The 14381-nt window shown below is 48.1% G+C and carries 14 protein-coding genes; 7 read left to right on the forward strand and 7 right to left on the reverse strand.

The genetic code is table 11. The features are described 5' to 3' along the window. Window positions 1-70 precede the first annotated feature (70 nt). Both MHH56_RS31935 and MHH56_RS31940 read left to right on the forward strand, forming a co-directional pair. Window positions 71-778 carry a futalosine hydrolase gene (locus MHH56_RS31935; RefSeq protein WP_339205539.1) on the forward strand — a complete coding sequence of 236 codons (708 nt, stop codon included), beginning with the start codon at window positions 71-73 and terminating at the stop codon, window positions 776-778. A 1-nt stretch (window position 779) separates the two neighbouring features. Then, window positions 780-1610, forward strand: coding sequence for a 1,4-dihydroxy-6-naphthoate synthase (locus MHH56_RS31940; RefSeq protein WP_339205540.1), 831 nt, complete (start codon window positions 780-782; stop codon window positions 1608-1610). 332 nt (window positions 1611-1942) lie between these two features. Here MHH56_RS31940 and MHH56_RS31945 read toward each other — a convergent pair whose 3' ends face one another. The 4 genes from MHH56_RS31945 to MHH56_RS31960 all read right to left on the reverse strand — a co-directional run bounded on the left by MHH56_RS31945 (window position 1943) and on the right by MHH56_RS31960 (window position 5636). Continuing rightward, the gene (locus MHH56_RS31945) at window positions 1943-2323 is read right to left on the reverse strand and encodes a metalloregulator ArsR/SmtB family transcription factor (RefSeq protein ID WP_339205541.1); all 381 of its coding nucleotides are present in this window, start codon (window positions 2321-2323) and stop codon (window positions 1943-1945) included. A 1-nt stretch (window position 2324) separates the two neighbouring features. Then, window positions 2325-2753, reverse strand: coding sequence for an SRPBCC domain-containing protein (locus MHH56_RS31950; RefSeq protein WP_339205542.1), 429 nt, complete (start codon window positions 2751-2753; stop codon window positions 2325-2327). 355 nt (window positions 2754-3108) lie between these two features. Continuing rightward, window positions 3109-4290, reverse strand: a complete 1182-nt coding sequence (locus MHH56_RS31955) for an amidohydrolase family protein (RefSeq protein ID WP_339205543.1) — start codon at window positions 4288-4290, stop codon at window positions 3109-3111. Window positions 4291-4388: 98 nt separating this feature from the next. After that, window positions 4389-5636 (reverse strand): amidohydrolase family protein, encoded by a 1248-nt coding sequence (locus tag MHH56_RS31960; RefSeq protein WP_339205544.1) that lies wholly within the window; start codon window positions 5634-5636, stop codon window positions 4389-4391. Between the two features lie 244 nt (window positions 5637-5880). Between MHH56_RS31960 and MHH56_RS31965 the strand changes: the two genes are divergently transcribed. Continuing rightward, the gene (locus tag MHH56_RS31965; RefSeq protein WP_339205545.1) at window positions 5881-7551 is read left to right on the forward strand and encodes a PucR family transcriptional regulator ligand-binding domain-containing protein; all 1671 of its coding nucleotides are present in this window, start codon (window positions 5881-5883) and stop codon (window positions 7549-7551) included. Window positions 7552-7615: 64 nt separating this feature from the next. On the opposite strand, the gene hxlB is transcribed toward MHH56_RS31965, so the two are convergent. The 3 genes from hxlB to MHH56_RS31980 form a co-directional block, all read right to left on the reverse strand. Next, the gene (hxlB, locus tag MHH56_RS31970) at window positions 7616-8173 is read right to left on the reverse strand and encodes a 6-phospho-3-hexuloisomerase (RefSeq protein WP_339205546.1); all 558 of its coding nucleotides are present in this window, start codon (window positions 8171-8173) and stop codon (window positions 7616-7618) included. Window positions 8174-8181: 8 nt separating this feature from the next. Then, on the reverse strand, window positions 8182-8814 hold the full coding sequence (hxlA, locus tag MHH56_RS31975) for a 3-hexulose-6-phosphate synthase (RefSeq protein ID WP_076266387.1): 633 nt from the start codon (window positions 8812-8814) through the stop codon (window positions 8182-8184). A gap of 131 nt (window positions 8815-8945) precedes the next feature. Then, complete coding sequence (locus MHH56_RS31980; RefSeq protein WP_339205547.1) at window positions 8946-9281, reverse strand: helix-turn-helix domain-containing protein; 336 nt, start codon at window positions 9279-9281, stop codon at window positions 8946-8948. A gap of 276 nt (window positions 9282-9557) precedes the next feature. Here MHH56_RS31980 and MHH56_RS31985 point away from each other — a divergent pair, with 276 nt between their 5' ends. The 4 genes from MHH56_RS31985 (at window position 9558) to MHH56_RS32000 (ending at window position 14353) form a co-directional block, all read left to right on the forward strand. After that, on the forward strand, window positions 9558-10277 hold the full coding sequence (locus tag MHH56_RS31985) for a 3-ketoacyl-ACP reductase (protein WP_339205548.1): 720 nt from the start codon (window positions 9558-9560) through the stop codon (window positions 10275-10277). 101 nt (window positions 10278-10378) lie between these two features. Continuing rightward, window positions 10379-11386 carry an LLM class flavin-dependent oxidoreductase gene (locus tag MHH56_RS31990; protein WP_339205549.1) on the forward strand — a complete coding sequence of 336 codons (1008 nt, stop codon included), beginning with the start codon at window positions 10379-10381 and terminating at the stop codon, window positions 11384-11386. A 165-nt stretch (window positions 11387-11551) separates the two neighbouring features. After that, window positions 11552-13705, forward strand: coding sequence for a YhgE/Pip domain-containing protein (locus MHH56_RS31995; protein WP_339205550.1), 2154 nt, complete (start codon window positions 11552-11554; stop codon window positions 13703-13705). A gap of 81 nt (window positions 13706-13786) precedes the next feature. Then, complete coding sequence (locus tag MHH56_RS32000) at window positions 13787-14353, forward strand: carbonic anhydrase (RefSeq protein ID WP_339205551.1); 567 nt, start codon at window positions 13787-13789, stop codon at window positions 14351-14353. Window positions 14354-14381 lie beyond the last annotated feature (28 nt).

Here is a 14381-nt window from a genome sequence, read left to right on the forward strand (position 1 = left end):
TAATCTAGTGAATGATACGATAGCTAAAGGCTAGTCGTTCCGGAAGGCTACTAAAGGAGTTAACGTCATCATGATTAAAAATTCACATAACGATTCGATACTGGAATCTCGTGAGGAATGGCGCCATAGCAGTAAACGAGTGCTGATCGTGACTGCGGTTGATGCCGAGCGCGATGCGGTTCTTCGTGGGCTAGATGGGTTAAACCGTGTCGACGTCATAACAGCTGGAGTAGGCGCAGCGTCGGCGGCAGCACGCACAGCGGCGTACTTAACTGCTGCAGTTGAATCCTACGATTTGGTCATAAGCGCTGGTATTGGCGGCGGTTTTGTCGGAAAAGCAGAGATAGGCTCATTAGTCATTGCCGATCTCATTGTAGCTGCTGACCTAGGGGCCGAGACGCAGGATGGTTTCCTTAGCTTGGACGAGCTGGGGTTCGGATCAGCACGTATTGCTGTAAGCACGACTTGGAATGATCGTTTGTATGCTGCTATTCAATCAGCGGGCTTAACGGTTTGCAGCGGCGCTATTCTTACCGTTACAACAGCAACAGGTACGGCTGAGACCACTGCTGCGCTAAGCAAACGAATCAGCGGCGCGTCTGCGGAAGGAATGGAAGGCCATGGCGTTGCAGTAGCTGCGTCCGCACTTGGTATTCCAGTTACTGAAATTCGCGCGATATCCAATGCGGTTGGACCGCGGGATCGCTCCGCGTGGCGCATTGGAGAAGCATTAGCCTCATTAGAAGCAGCTAGTAAAGCCATACGGGAGGTTTTTTAAAATGAATATCGCTTATTCACCCTGTCCAAATGATACTTTCGTTTTCCATGCTTGGGCGCACGGGCTTATTCCAGGTGCACCTGAGCTGGACGTTACCTATGCCGATATCGATATTACGAACAATTGGGCTGCAAAAGGCAAAGGGCCCGAAGTCATGAAAATATCTTACGCTGCACTCCCTTGGGTGTTGGAAGATTACAAGCTTCTACCTTGTGGAGGCGCACTGGGCAGAGGCTGCGGACCGCTCGTATTAACTGCCGGGGAAATAAAAAGTGCTGCTGATCTAGCAGGCAAACGAGTAGCTGTACCAAGTGAGCGCTCAACCGCTTATCTTTTATTCCGATTATGGGCGGCTCAGCATATTCCGAACGGGGATCTCGAAATTGTCGTCATGCCCTTCCACGAAATCATGCCTGCTGTTCGCGATGGCCAAATCGATGCGGGTCTCGTTATTCATGAAGCCCGCTTTACTTATCCCACATATGGGCTCAGCATGCTGACTGATCTGGGCAGCTGGTGGGAATCAGACACAGGCTTGCCTATTCCGCTTGGGGCCATCATCGCTAAGCGCTCATTGGACACAGATGCGATTACCAATTGGGTTCGCGAATCCGTTGAATATGCATGGGCTAATCCCGAGGAATCTCGCCCCTATATTATGATGCATGCGCAGGAGCTCTCACCAGACGTTGCGCAGGCGCACATCGATTTATACGTCAATGAGTTTACTGGAAATCTTGGTGAAGACGGGTATGCCGCGATAACTGCACTGCTTGGCCGTGCTGCTGAAGAGGGGCTCGTCCCAAGCTTCGACTTGTCACTGCTGCGCTAGTGAAACGCTATTTAGAAACTAGCTCATATATTTTCGTAGCAGACCTGCTTTTATCTACACTGCACTTATCTGCAATGTAGTGACTTATCAGACCTCTGCTTGTGAGCAGCGCTTTTTTGCAGCAAAATAAACAACCAAACCCCCAATTCCGACGAATTGGGGGTTTTCTATTATGATGGCTTCAACAGAGCAAAAGCGCTGCCTTACTTTTCACTACCTTGTTTTCACACGCAAACCGATCTGTTTAGTCCACACATCAAAAAAGAGGCTGCACCTAAAGTAGAAAAATCTACGATAGGAGCATCCTCTTCTTTTACAGCCACACTCTGACCTTACTTGCTGGAATCCTTTTCTATAACCGTAAGCGGGCCAAACGGGTCCGCAGATGAATCTTCATCTGCTTCGACAAAGCGCTTAAGCGCAAACAGTTTATTTTCCCAATAACGCTCATAATAGGCCAGCCATCGCTTCAGCTCAAGGAGAGGCTCAGGGTCAAGCCGGTAACGTGTTTCCCGTCCAACCTTCCTATCCTTCACAAGTCCAGCATCCGCCAAAACACGCAAATGCTTCGAAACCGCCGTACGGCTCATCGTGAAATGACCGCTTATAACTGTAACCGGCAGTTCCTCATCCCCAAGCAAATGCAGCAGCTTACGACGCGTTGGGTCAGCAATAGCCTGAAACACATCATGCTTTGGTGCGGGCTCAGACATATTAGGCCTCTACATAAGTGCTAAGTTTCTGAACAAGACCAACCCAGCCGCCTGACATGCGATCACGAACCTCTGCATGCGACTGTCCGAACTCAGTAACTTTGTTCGCATCCCAGCCAGAGTGAACAAGGGTGAATTCCGTTTTACCTTGCAAATCAGACAGTTCGAAGCTGAGCGACCAATCCTTGCCCCATTCAAAGGTAAGGCGCGTCGGCGGTTCAAGCACGGTTACTTTGCAAGGGGAATTTCCGAAAGGCCCCGCTTCCAAATGAAATTCATAACCGAGCTCCGCTTGAAAATTGTTCGGCATAAACCATGCGGCAATACCTTCAGATGTCGCAACTGCATCCCATACTTTTTGAATCGGCGCATTAAGTATCAGCGTTTGTCTAATATCAGACAGCGTACTTTGTGTATTATTGTTTTCCAACTCATGACCTCCATTTAATGTATCTTGGCAGTTTATAGACAATAATATGAAACCATTTGGTTTCGTAACGAGATTATATAACACCTTTTGGTTGCACGTCAAATAGGTAAACCAAGCCAATCGCTAGTTTACCCATTTAACTCTTCCCTTATTTCATTTCGTAGTGTAGAACCTGACTCAATTCATGGAGCGAGCCAAACGACTGCTTACTTTAAACTAAACACGCATGTCGAACGTCCGATCCGAATTTGCTACTTGCCCTATCGAAGCTTTTGGCGCTACTGCACTGTCATACAGAAAAATAATGAACACCATTTGAACGAGCGGCAGTACTGAGTTGTTTCACTTTTTGTGCTTATGCCTTCGTCATCGCTTCCGCCCATTTGCCGCCTACCAGCTTCCCGTTAGAGAAAGCCGCGGTGCGAGCCGGAGCATATGCCAGCGCATGCTTCGCATTCAGCGCAGCCACCAGCATAAAGCTGGCAGGATCGCCTGCCTTGGGCGCAAGTGTCCCCGCTGCAATAAGCGGATAGGTTTGCAGCAGCTCGTCATCAAGTATCCAGCCGAATTTTTCTGCCAGCTTCGCACCTCTTGCAAGCAAATCCCCGTTGCCGAAAGGGCTCCAAGCATCGAGAATATTATCCGAGCCGACGTGTACGCGAACCCCTTCTGCTACAAGCTGATCTACGCGAGGCATTGGTCTATCGAGTGGAACGCTCGTAATGATCGCTACGTCATTTGCCTTAAGCTGCTGAGCGAGTTCTTTGGACTCTCCTTCGCTCACTTGCCCTAAACAATACGCATGGCTGACTGCCGTTCTTCCTCCTTTATCCGCTTGTGCCGTCAGTTCAGCAAAGCGGCTTATCGTATATAGGCCTAAGTGGCCGGGATCATGCAAGTGAAGGTCAACGCCAGCATTAAACTCCGCACTAAGCTCAAACATGGCTTCAAGACTACGATCGACTTTGCGATCAAGCCCCGCCGGATCAACACCGCCGACATATTCGGATCCAGCACGCATAGCTTCCTTCATTACCTGCAAGGAATCGGATCGAAGCAGTCCCTGCTGCGGGAAAGCTACGATCTCCATTTCCATAACTCCACGGTACTCTTCCCGCACCGTTAGCACATCCTCCAAATGCGAGATGCCGAGCTCTGGATCAACATCTACATGCGTCCGAATTTTGGTGGTGCCATGGCTGAGGAGCAAATCGATAAGACGACGCGCACGCTCGGCTGCCGTAGTCGGCAGTGAAGCCAGCATGGACTTCTCAAACGCCAATTGTCCGGGCAATGTGATAAAAGGCTGCAGCGGCTTCCACGGCTCACCCAAAAAATGTTTGTCCAAATGGATATGCATATCGGTCGTCGCCGGCAAATACTGCAATCCCTCAGCATCCCTTACGCTACCCGTGTTCACGCCAGCAGAATCATTATTGCTTGGCGTTATTTTTGAAATCGTACCCTTCTGCAAGTCTAGTGTCATATCAAATAAACGATCATTAATAAGAACTCGATTTAGTTGTGTGATGTTCATCTTTCCCATCCTCTGCCATTTTATTGGATTAATATGTGCCTAGTTAGGCTGTTATCATACAAGCATCTTGTAATTATACTGACATTCTATATCAACGCTTAGGCTTGTAAAAAACCTTGCAAGCTGCTCGTGACACGGGTCTCTGCCACCTTAATACCACGTTTCCATACCATTCTGTGCTCCGGCTTACCGAGCAGAATGTCCCGTTCGGACGGCTCTGCAAATAACACCATATCAGCCTCTGAGCCCAGCTGAAGTCCATAGCTTCTGATCCCAAGCGCTCTTGCAGCTCCCTCTGTCAGCATCTTAATCAATTGGCGAGCATCGCCTTCACCGCCCATATGTGCGGTTACAGCAAGCAGCCATGCGATCTCCAGCGGATCGGCTTTGCCAAACGGAGTAAACGGGTTGCGTATATTGTTAACGCCGACAACAACGTTCACCCCCTTCTCAAGCAGCATACCTACTGGCGTTAGCCCGCGTCGCTGCTTCTCCTGATCTCCTCTGCCGCCAATAAACAAGTCAGTGGCCGGCAATGTCATGATATGAAGATCGGCTTCCTTAATCAGATCAGCAACAACTTCCGCTTGCCTGCGTTCCAGAGAACCGAGCGAGGTTACATGCCCTGCGGAGACAAGGCCTTGCATCCCTGCTGCAATCGTTCTGTCAGCAATTTTAACAATTGCAAGCTGTTCGGGGTTATCAGAGAAATCAGCGTGAAAATCGATCGGCTTGCCGTATTTCTCCGCAAGTTCAAATACATACTGCAGATGCGCTTCAAGGTCATCATCCTGATACGTAATGCCGCCTACCACATCGCCTCCGGAACGCATGGCCTCATCCATGAGTTCAGCCGTACCTGGACTTTTGAATATGCCCTCTTGAGGAAACACTACAATTTGTATATCAAGGGCGTGTTTCACCTTCTCCTTCAGCTCAAGCACAGCCTCAAAGGCTGTCAGACCAAGGATAGGATCAACCTCCACATGGCAGCGCATATGCGTGACACCGCTGCGAATCGCTTCACGAATAACAGCAAGCGAACGCAACTCCATATCTGCCGGGGTGAAGTCATGCTTCATATCCGCGGTCATGCGAATCGCCTCAGATAAAGAGGCTGCCTCCTGAGTCATTCGCGAGAGCAGATAAGACTTCTCCAAATGAATATGCGGCTCTACAAAACCCGGCAGCAGCATCCCGCCAGCAGCGAGCTCTATGAGCTGTGCTTCGGGTACAAATTCGCTCCCGCTTGGCGCTAGATACTCGACCTTTCCCTGCCGCACTCCAATATCCATGAGCCTTGTTTCATTCTGTAAACGAACTTGTGTAAGGAGTAAATCCAGCAATGTCCTCACCTCCGATTATCATGTGGACGATGAAACAAACCTTACGGAGAGGCTCACCCGTCAGTTGTTATTTGGCATGTAAACCCTTGAAAAGAGCATACCTGCTTGCCCACGAACTGTCATTGTACGTTCAATACAAATCTTATTTATATTTTTAGATGAAACGTCTAACATATTCTTTACAGCATTCTTGAATACTGCTAGCTTTTATATCAGGAACTAAACCGGAGAGGGATGAATAAGAATGCTGCTCGAACAATTGCTGTTACACCCAATATTTTCTGGATCAACGGTCATTGCAGGCCACAGCGGCTTATCCCGTGTCGTTGAAACCGTTAATATTATGGATGCCCCCGACATCATTCATTTCTTAAAGCCTGGCGAGCTGCTGCTTACAAACGGCTACTTTATGAAGGAAAATCCTGAAGCTCTACTCGATCTTATATTGAAGATGAATCAATTGAAATGCTCTGGCCTAGCGGTAAAGACGAGACGTTTTGCCCTCGACATTCCCCAAGAGATCAAGGATGCGGCCGATCGTATCCCGTTTCCGATTATCGAAATCTCTTCGGTTGAGCATTCGCTCGGAGAAATCTTGCAGCGCTCGACCAGCGTTATTTTAGATAATAAAAATGATGAGCTGCAGCATTCGCTAACCGTCCACAAACAATTTGCTTCAATGATCATGAAAGGAAACGGTATTCCCGAAATTGTAACTGCCCTTACGCAGCTGCTTCACTCGCCTGTTGTGCTGCTTAGCAGCAAGCTGCAGGTTACGTCTCACTCGCATCACTTCAAGCTGCCTAAGTTTCTGCCTCTCGTATCAGCAGTCGAAACCGTTCTAAGCAGCCAGCCCTCTCTTCAAACTGCAGCACACCACTGCTTGCTTGATCCCGCTTTACACGAATACCGCCATGTAGCGATCTATCCGATATTCACCTATAGGCATGAGGGTTATTTGATTACCTTTCAGCCCAAACAAGCCTCATCAAACCAACATGACTTAACGCTAGAACAGGCCTCTAACGTCATAGGCATGGAGATGTCGAAGCTGCAGGCGGTAAAGGAGCGTTCACGTCGGTACAAAAATGAATTTTTCTCCGATTTAATCGATGGTTTTATCGGTTCTGAGCAAGAGGCTTTGCATCGCGGCAAAAAATACGGTCTCAAGCAAAAAGGGAAATATCTGCTTTTAGCTGCAAAGAAGGATGAGCAGACAAACCCTAGAGAGAGCCAAACAACTAATGCTGCGGCTCTGTTCGACGAGCGCCTGATCTCTGAGCGGGATGTGCAATATGAGCTGATTAAGCGCCATTTTTCCTTGCTGGGTGAAGTGTTCGTCATGTTTACCAAAAATGATTTGTTCGGGATGCTCTTGTTCATTCAAGAGTCCAAGTGGGAGGAGGGTACGTTCCTCAAGCATTTATCCGCTATGACATCTCAGCTGTTTGAGCAATCCCAGCTTAGCATCTCGCTTGGCGTCGGCAATCCGGTAACTAACGTACTTGATATCGGACTGTCGTATAATGAGGCAGTCAAAGCGCTGCAAATCGGTTACCAGATGAAAAAAACGAGGTTTGTTCAGTCTTATCAATCCAAGGATATCAGCTATCTCTTCCGTATGATTCCCGATGATGAGCTGAAGCAATTTTACGAGGAAACCTTTCAATGCTTCTCTACTATTGAAGAAACCGAGCAAAAGGAACTGATGCGGACGCTGAATATGTATTACGATACACAATGCCAGCTCGTCGAAACGTCTAAACGGCTTTTTGTGCACCGGAATACGGTTATTTATCGATTGGACAAATGCGAGAAGCTGATGGGCATTAAGCTCAAAGATCCCACTGAAAGCCTTCGCTTCCGTATCGCCTTCGCTATCGAGCCGTTATTACGAATAGATCCTAGTCGTTAGAAATAAAAAAAGGGACGATCCCTGGCCGCATTGCGCCCTAGAGAAAGTCCCTTCTAAACTACAGCTATTCTAAATTCGCATGATTGCCATACATCGCTTGTCCGCTTAACGCCTGCTTCTCCATCAATCGCAAAATAATAGCGTCGCATACAATCAGCAGCATTTGCTCAAATAATGAGCCCATCGGCTGAATCGTAGCCGTTTCATTCGCTGCCTGATCCTTCGGAGCGCCAGGCAGCTTGACGACGATGTCAGCCAAATTGCCGATCGTCGATGCTGGCGAGAGGGTTAATGCGCCTACCGCGGCTTCCAAGCTTCGCGCTTTCTCCGCCATCGGCACCAGCGATTTTGTCTCGCCAGAGCCGGAGCCAATTAGAAGCAAATCACCTTTGCTCAAGCTGCGCGTAACCGTCTCACCAACGACATACACATCCAAGCCGAGATGCATAAGTCTCATCGCGAACGCCCGCATCATCAGTCCCGAGCGGCCTGCTCCTGCCACGAATACGCGTCTTGCCGAGCCAACAGCTTCAGAGAGCAGCTCCAATTGCTCCTCTGACAGCTGACCCGAGGCTTGATTCAACTCCTGCATGATAGCAGCTAGATTATTCTCTTTTGGCATCCTTCGAATTAACCTTGCTTAATCAATTGCTGCATTTCGGCAGCTGCTGCTTTAATATCGGCTTGTCCCGTAATGCCGCCGCCTACGATGACAAGATCAGGACCAGCAGCGATAACTTCCGGCAAGGTGTTCAGCTTAATGCCGCCTGCCACAGCTACCTTTGCATTTTTCACCACTGCTTTAATAGTGCGCAAGTCCTCGAAGGAGTTTTGACCAGCCGCTTGCAGATCGTAGCCCGTATGAACACAAATATAATCAACGCCGAGTGCATCGACTTCAGCCGCACGCTCCGCCAAGTTTTTAACGGCAATCATATCAACCAATATTTGTTTTCCTTGTTTCTTCGCTTCATCGACGGCACCCTTGATGCTCGCATCCTCTGCAACACCAAGAATCGTTACGATATCCGCACCAGCTTCAGAAGCTTTCATCACTTCGTAGCCGCCTGCGTCCATGATTTTCAAATCCGCAAGTACGGTCAGGTTAGGAAAAGCTTCCTTAAGCGCTTTGACCGCATGCAAGCCTTCATTGATTACGATCGGCGTTCCAATTTCCACGACATCAACAAAAGATTCAACCTGCTTCACAACTTCAATAGCCCCTTGAATATCAACAAGATCCAGTGCTAATTGCAATTTCATCTATATTCACTCCTCATAGGTTCTGTTTGTTTCACTCACAAGGCCTATTCTAGAGAGTTACGGATAAAAAAAAAAGTACGCACTTTTATGTAACGTAGTACCCATTAGGGAACTATGAGCAGCCATTTCTATCATTTTTCGTGCAGCTCAGCTGTTCTTTCTTGGTGCTGCTCGCCCCATTTCGACATGACGTTCAGCAGCTCCTTTACCGTTAAACCGTACTCTGTTAAAGAGTACTCTACCTTAGGCGGCACCTGCACATACACCTTGCGATCAATGATCGCATCTTCCTCTAATTCTCGCAGCTGCTGCGTAAGCATTTTTTGGGTAATGGCCGGCATCTCCCGCTTCAGCTCGCCGAATCGATGCGTTCCTGAAGTCAAATGACAAAGAATAACTGGCTTCCATTTCCCGCCTATGACTTTCAAGGTCAATTCTACAGTTTCTTTAAAATGCTGATCTCCCAATGTGAGCGGCTCCTTTCGTCAAAACATTATACAAATCTACATATGCAATCTCTACGCTGCCTGTCTAATTCACCAGAAAATCGCATGATAACTGGCATTATGAGAAAGCGCCATCATCATTCTGTCCTATTTTCAAATATAAAGTTGGTACTTGCAATCCTTAGAATATAGCTCAATAATAAGACACAACGTAGTAAATTCCTTGTTATGAGGATATCATATCTATGCCGCTTCATACGAATCAAGCAATCTACAATGAATAGAGGAGAGATAACCATGGAATTAAAAAATAGATCAGCTATCATTACCGGCGCAGGAAAAGGCATCGGCAAAGCGATTGCTGTTGCTTTAGCTGCAGAGGGTGTCAACCTTGGCATCATTGCTCGTACAAGCGCCGACTTGGAAGCATTAAAAGACTCCCTTTCAAGCACTTACGGGGTTAAGGTTTTCATTGCAACTGCTGATATCGCTGTTAAATCGGATGTCGATCAAGCGATTGCATCACTCAAAGAGAGCTTAGGCTCCATCGATATTCTAATTAACAATGCAGGAATCGGTACGTTCGGCACACTGCTTGAAATGGATCACGAGCAGTGGGAGCGCATCATCCAAACGAATGTGCTCGGAACCTACTATGTAACTCGCGCTGCACTTCCAACTATGCTGGAGCAAAGCGGCGGAAGCATCATCAATATCGCTTCTACGGCTGGCGAACGCGGTTTTGCAACCGGCTCCGCTTACTGTGCTTCCAAGTTTGCTGTCATGGGCATGACTGAGGCGCTTATGCAAGAGGTCCGCAAATCCAACATTCGTGTAACAGCCCTAACACCAAGTACAGTCAATACAGAGCTTGCTTCAAATGCTGGCCTGAAAATTGGTGACGAGGATCGCATGATGCAAGCTGAGGATATGGCTGCGCTGGTTCTTGCAACGTTGAAGCTGCCTGATCGCGTATTTATTAAAGCCGCAGGAATCTGGACAACAAACCCACAGTAATAGACTTAAGCATAATGCCCCACGCCCTTGCTGGCGCTGGGGTTTTAAACTATCCGTACAGCAGCATCCCGCTGTGCGCTACATGGGAGGTAAATTCAACGATGTCTATACACAATATTCCCTTTTCGATATTAGATCTTGCACCAATCGTAACCGGCAGCTCGCCCGCTCATTCATTCCGAAACACACTTGAGCTAGCCCAGCACGCTGATAAATGGGGCTACAATCGATTCTGGCTCGCCGAGCATCATAATATGCCTGGCATCGCAAGCTCTGCCACTTCAGTTGTTATCGGCTACGTAGCTGCTGGAACAGAAAAAATCCGCGTGGGCTCTGGCGGCATTATGCTTCCGAATCACGCACCGCTCGTCATTGCCGAACAGTTCGGTACGCTCGAATCCATGTATCCAGGCCGTATCGACCTTGGGCTTGGAAGAGCGCCAGGCTCTGATCAAGTGGCTGCCCGCGCGCTGCGCCGCGGACTTGGCAGCAACGGCGAGGATTTCCCAGAGCAGCTGAACGAGCTGCGCCATTACTTCCATCCGAGCGCTGAATCACGCGGCGTATTGCCAAGGGCTGTTCCCGGCGAGGGTCTAGATGTTCCGATCTGGCTGCTTGGCTCCAGCGGCTTTAGTGCACAGCTTGCTGGTCACCATGGCCTCCCGTTTGCTTTTGCTAGCCATTTTGCGCCGGATTTCCTGCTGCCCGCATTGAAGCTGTATCGCGACAACTTCCGTCCATCGGAGGTGCTGGATAAGCCATATGCGATGGTTGGCTTGAACGTCATTATCGCTGATTCCGATGAAGCCGCTAAATTCCTAGCTACCTCTCAGGAGCAAGCCTTCCTGAACCTGATAAGAGGACGCATGGGACAGCTGAACCCGCCAGTTGACAGCATGGATGGCCTATGGAACGAGCAGGAGAAAATGATCGTTCAAAAGCAGCTCAGCTTCACCATTGCCGGCACCAAAGCAACGGTTAAAGACAAGCTGAGCGCCATGATTGAACAGACTGGCGCTGACGAGTTAATTGTCGTTAGCCAAGTTTATGATCATGCAGCGCGTCTTCGCTCCTATGAGCTGCTCGCTGAAATTTTTAACGAAAGCTGAGCAATATAATAATCAAACCAAGAGCAGTATCCGAGGCGTAAAACGCTTTGGATGCTGCTTTTTCTATGCTCACCTGTACTCCCATGGATACCAGCGACAATTCTGTGGTGTAGTTTTTGGACTATTCAGCAATACTAAGTAAATCATTGTTGAAGGTGGGAGAACATGGGGCCTATATTCGCTATTTACGCCAAAGATCTTCGCAGTATTTTCCGGAACAGCGCAGCTGCCATCGTCATCGTCGGACTCGCTTTTTTGCCGTCTTTATATGCTTGGTTCAACATTGAAGCGTCTTGGGACCCATACGGCCAGACCAGTTCACTTGCCATAGCCGTCGTGAACAACGATGAAGGCGCTGTGCTGCATGGGACGCCCATCAAAGTTGGAGACGAAATTATAGCCTCCTTGAAGGAAAATAAAAAAATTGGCTGGGTGTTCGTAGAGGGCAACAAGGCCATTGAAGGCGTTAAGCATGGCGACTATTATGCCAGCATCACCATTCCGCCCGATTTTTCTGCCAAAATGGCTACAGTGCTATCGAACAATCTTCAACAAGCAGAGCTCGATTACGCGGTAAATGAGAAGATCAATGCCGTATCGCCAAAAATCGCCCAGAAGGGTGCGAGCGGCATCATTGAGCAGGTCCGCGCAAGCTTCGTCAAAACCGCTAACGAAACGATTTTTCGTATATTCAATCAAATAGGCATTGAGCTCGAGGAGAACAAACCAGCGATTGAGCAGGTTCGCAGTACTGTATTCAAGCTGGAATCATTGTTCCCTCAGATTAATGACGCCGTCGCACTAGCGGTTACTGATATTGAAAAATCGAAAAAAATTGTTGCAACCGTTCAAACGGAGCTGCCAAAAGCTGCCCAGCTCGCCAAGGATGGCGAAGCTTTCTCCAAGCAGCTTGGTACTTTTTTTGACCAAAGCAAATCGGCCCTCGACACGGCCGGCCCGCTTATTAAGCAGGATTTACAGCTGCTGCTGCAAACGGCCAATTCGGTGGAGGAGCTTGTCGGCATATTACAAGATACGAATATAGATCCTGAAGTGGTAAAAAAGAGCTTGGAGCTGGCAGAGCAGCGCCTCACAAGTTCCATCATCGTTATTGATGGGATGCTGAATCTGCTCGATCGCTTGAATGATTTGGCACCAAGTAAAGTAATCGTGTCGACCATTGATCGACTAAAACAGGTAAACACAAGGTTTCAGCAGCAGCTTACGATTGTTAAGCAAATCCGGTCGGCAGTCGAAAAAGGCGAGAAGCCAGCGCAAACGCTAATCGATCGTCTCGGCACCTTATCCAAGGAAACCTCTTCGTTCTTAACAGACGTGCTGGGCCGTTATGACAGTGAAATTTTGCCGCATATCAAACAAGCAGCGGACAAAGCGAAAAAATCTGCTGCAACAGCAGAGTCCATATTAGCGGAAGCAAACAAGGTCATTCCAAGTGCTGCATCCATCGTAAGCGACGCTGCTAAGGGACTAGAGCTTGGCGGCAAGGAAATGGCCAACATTCAAAAAAACTTACCCGCAGCTGAACAAAAGATCAAAGGACTCGCACAGCGGATTCGTGACTTGGAAAAGGAAGGCAATTTAAATGAGCTTGTTGATTTGCTCAAAAATGACGCCGAACGCGAGGGTGCTTTTTTCGCTGAGCCGGTTATATTGAAGGAGAACCGCCTATATCCGATACCGAATTACGGTTCAGCCATGTCCCCATTTTTCACAACGCTATCGCTATGGGTTGGTGCGCTGCTGCTCGTTTCACTGCTTAGTGTGGACGTTCATTCCACATCAGAAACCGCATACCGCAGCTATCACGTCTATTTTGGGCGTTACCTGACCTTCCTTACGATTGCGATTGTACAGTCGCTGCTTGTTACGATCGGCGATATATGGCTGCTTAAGGCGTATGTCGCCGACAAAATCTGGTTTGTGCTGTTTGGCGTTATTTTGAGCGCGGTGTTCATGCTGATTGTGTACACGCTTGTATCCGTATTTGGCAATGTCGGCAAGGCGATGGCTATTGTTTTGCTCGTGCTTCAGCTTGCTGGATCTGGAGGCACGTTCCCAATTCAAGTTACACCGCCGTTTTTTCAAGCAATTCACCCCTTCCTGCCTTTCACCTACGCGATCAGCATGATGCGCGAAGCGGTGGGCGGTATCTTATGGGATATCGTTGCCAGAGATTTAATTGCTCTTGCCCTTTTTGCTGGTGCTGCACTGCTGATTGGCCTAGCACTGAAGAAATGGATTAACCGCTATTCTACCAAAATGCTGGAAAAAGCAAAGCAGAGCGGATTAATTCATTAGCAAAACATTTGACTAGCCCCCTTTTTCTATGAATAATAAAATAAACAATAGAAAAACGATCTTGGGTTAGGAGGCAATTATATGTCCATGGTTCCACAAATATTGGAGTTTAATAAAAAATTTGTTGAGGAAAAACAATATGAAGCCTATTTGACTGACAAATTTCCCGATAAGAAGATTGCAGTTCTTACTTGTATGGACACTAGACTTGTAGAGCTTCTGCCAAAAGCATTAAATTTAAAAAATGGCGATGCCAAATTTATTAAAAATGCCGGCGCCATTCTGACTCAGCCGTTCGGAAGCGCGATGCGCAGCATCCTCATCGCCGTGTACGAGCTTGGGGCTCGCGAGGTTCTCGTCATTGGCCATCATGGCTGCGGTATGACCAACCTCAATACAGAAGGCATGGTCAGCAAATTCCAAGATCACGGCATCGATCCGCTTGCCATTGAAACGCTCGAAAATTCAGGAATACGCATGGATAAATTTTTGCGGGGCTTCGCAAGTTCCGAAGAAGGCGTCATGCACAGCGTCAAATTGATCCGTAAGCATCCTCTCTTCCCAAAAGACATTCCGGTTCACGGCTTTATACTCGACCCCGAAACGGGCGCTCTGGAGCTTCTCGTTCAGGATTATCAAGCAGAGTAATTGACCATAAGCAAAGAATAGAAAAAAC

Origin of the sequence: Paenibacillus sp. FSL K6-3182 (genome assembly GCF_037976325.1) — a bacterium.
In the GTDB taxonomy this organism is placed as follows: Bacteria; Bacillota; Bacilli; order Paenibacillales; family Paenibacillaceae; genus Pristimantibacillus.

Excerpts from the sequence above, each read along its gene's own strand:
- MHH56_RS31965 (WP_339205545.1), top strand. The coding sequence starts at position 5,881 with ATGCTGCTCGAACAATTGCTGTTACACCCAATATTTTCTGGATCAACG.
- MHH56_RS31990 (WP_339205549.1), top strand. The coding sequence starts at position 10,379 with ATGTCTATACACAATATTCCCTTTTCGATATTAGATCTTGCACCAATC.
- MHH56_RS31955 (WP_339205543.1), bottom strand. The coding sequence starts at position 4,290 with ATGAACATCACACAACTAAATCGAGTTCTTATTAATGATCGTTTATTT.
- MHH56_RS31945 (WP_339205541.1), bottom strand. The coding sequence starts at position 2,323 with ATGTCTGAGCCCGCACCAAAGCATGATGTGTTTCAGGCTATTGCTGAC.
- MHH56_RS31935 (WP_339205539.1), top strand. The coding sequence starts at position 71 with ATGATTAAAAATTCACATAACGATTCGATACTGGAATCTCGTGAGGAA.
- MHH56_RS31940 (WP_339205540.1), top strand. The coding sequence starts at position 780 with ATGAATATCGCTTATTCACCCTGTCCAAATGATACTTTCGTTTTCCAT.
- MHH56_RS31985 (WP_339205548.1), top strand. The coding sequence starts at position 9,558 with ATGGAATTAAAAAATAGATCAGCTATCATTACCGGCGCAGGAAAAGGC.
- hxlA (WP_076266387.1), bottom strand. The coding sequence starts at position 8,814 with ATGAAATTGCAATTAGCACTGGATCTTGTTGATATTCAAGGGGCTATT.
- MHH56_RS31995 (WP_339205550.1), top strand. The coding sequence starts at position 11,552 with ATGGGGCCTATATTCGCTATTTACGCCAAAGATCTTCGCAGTATTTTC.
- hxlB (WP_339205546.1), bottom strand. The coding sequence starts at position 8,173 with ATGCCAAAAGAGAATAATCTAGCTGCTATCATGCAGGAGTTGAATCAA.
- MHH56_RS32000 (WP_339205551.1), top strand. The coding sequence starts at position 13,787 with ATGTCCATGGTTCCACAAATATTGGAGTTTAATAAAAAATTTGTTGAG.